The sequence below is a fragment of the Pseudoalteromonas sp. S1650 genome (assembly GCF_005887195.1).
Lineage (GTDB): Bacteria > Pseudomonadota > Gammaproteobacteria > Enterobacterales > Alteromonadaceae > Pseudoalteromonas > Pseudoalteromonas simplex.
In genome coordinates this window covers 1-335 of record NZ_PNDF01000199.1, presented here as the reverse complement: position 1 = coordinate 335, position 335 = coordinate 1, and the positions used below count along the sequence as shown (strand labels likewise).

Sequence of the window (335 nt, the reverse complement as noted above, 5' to 3'; positions counted from 1 at the left end):
CAATCTTATAATATTAAAAGTATCGCTTCATACTATCGTAGATTTTAAAGGTAATCTAGCACTAGAAGAAAATGGGCAAATAAACAATGATGCGCACACCTGTTCGCCTCACGGTAGTGGTGACGCTGACGCCAATGCTGTTGAATATGGAGGAGTCAAATCATATTTATCTCAACAATCAACCATACCGAATAAAGACCGGAAGGTTTTGACACATGTCTCTGGTGGTCGACTGCTTCCATTCACTGACTATAGGGTCTGTATCGATTACGGAGATCGTTTTAATGCTGCAGAGGATTTTGATTCTGAACCAGCGGTAGGCTTTGAGCGTTGTG

At 41.5% G+C, this 335-nt stretch carries 1 protein-coding gene; it reads left to right on the top strand.

What is annotated here, in order from left to right; genetic code table 11:
- On the top strand, positions 1–335 hold a 335-nt coding region (locus CWB80_RS22790), incomplete at both ends, for a hypothetical protein (protein ID WP_212751500.1).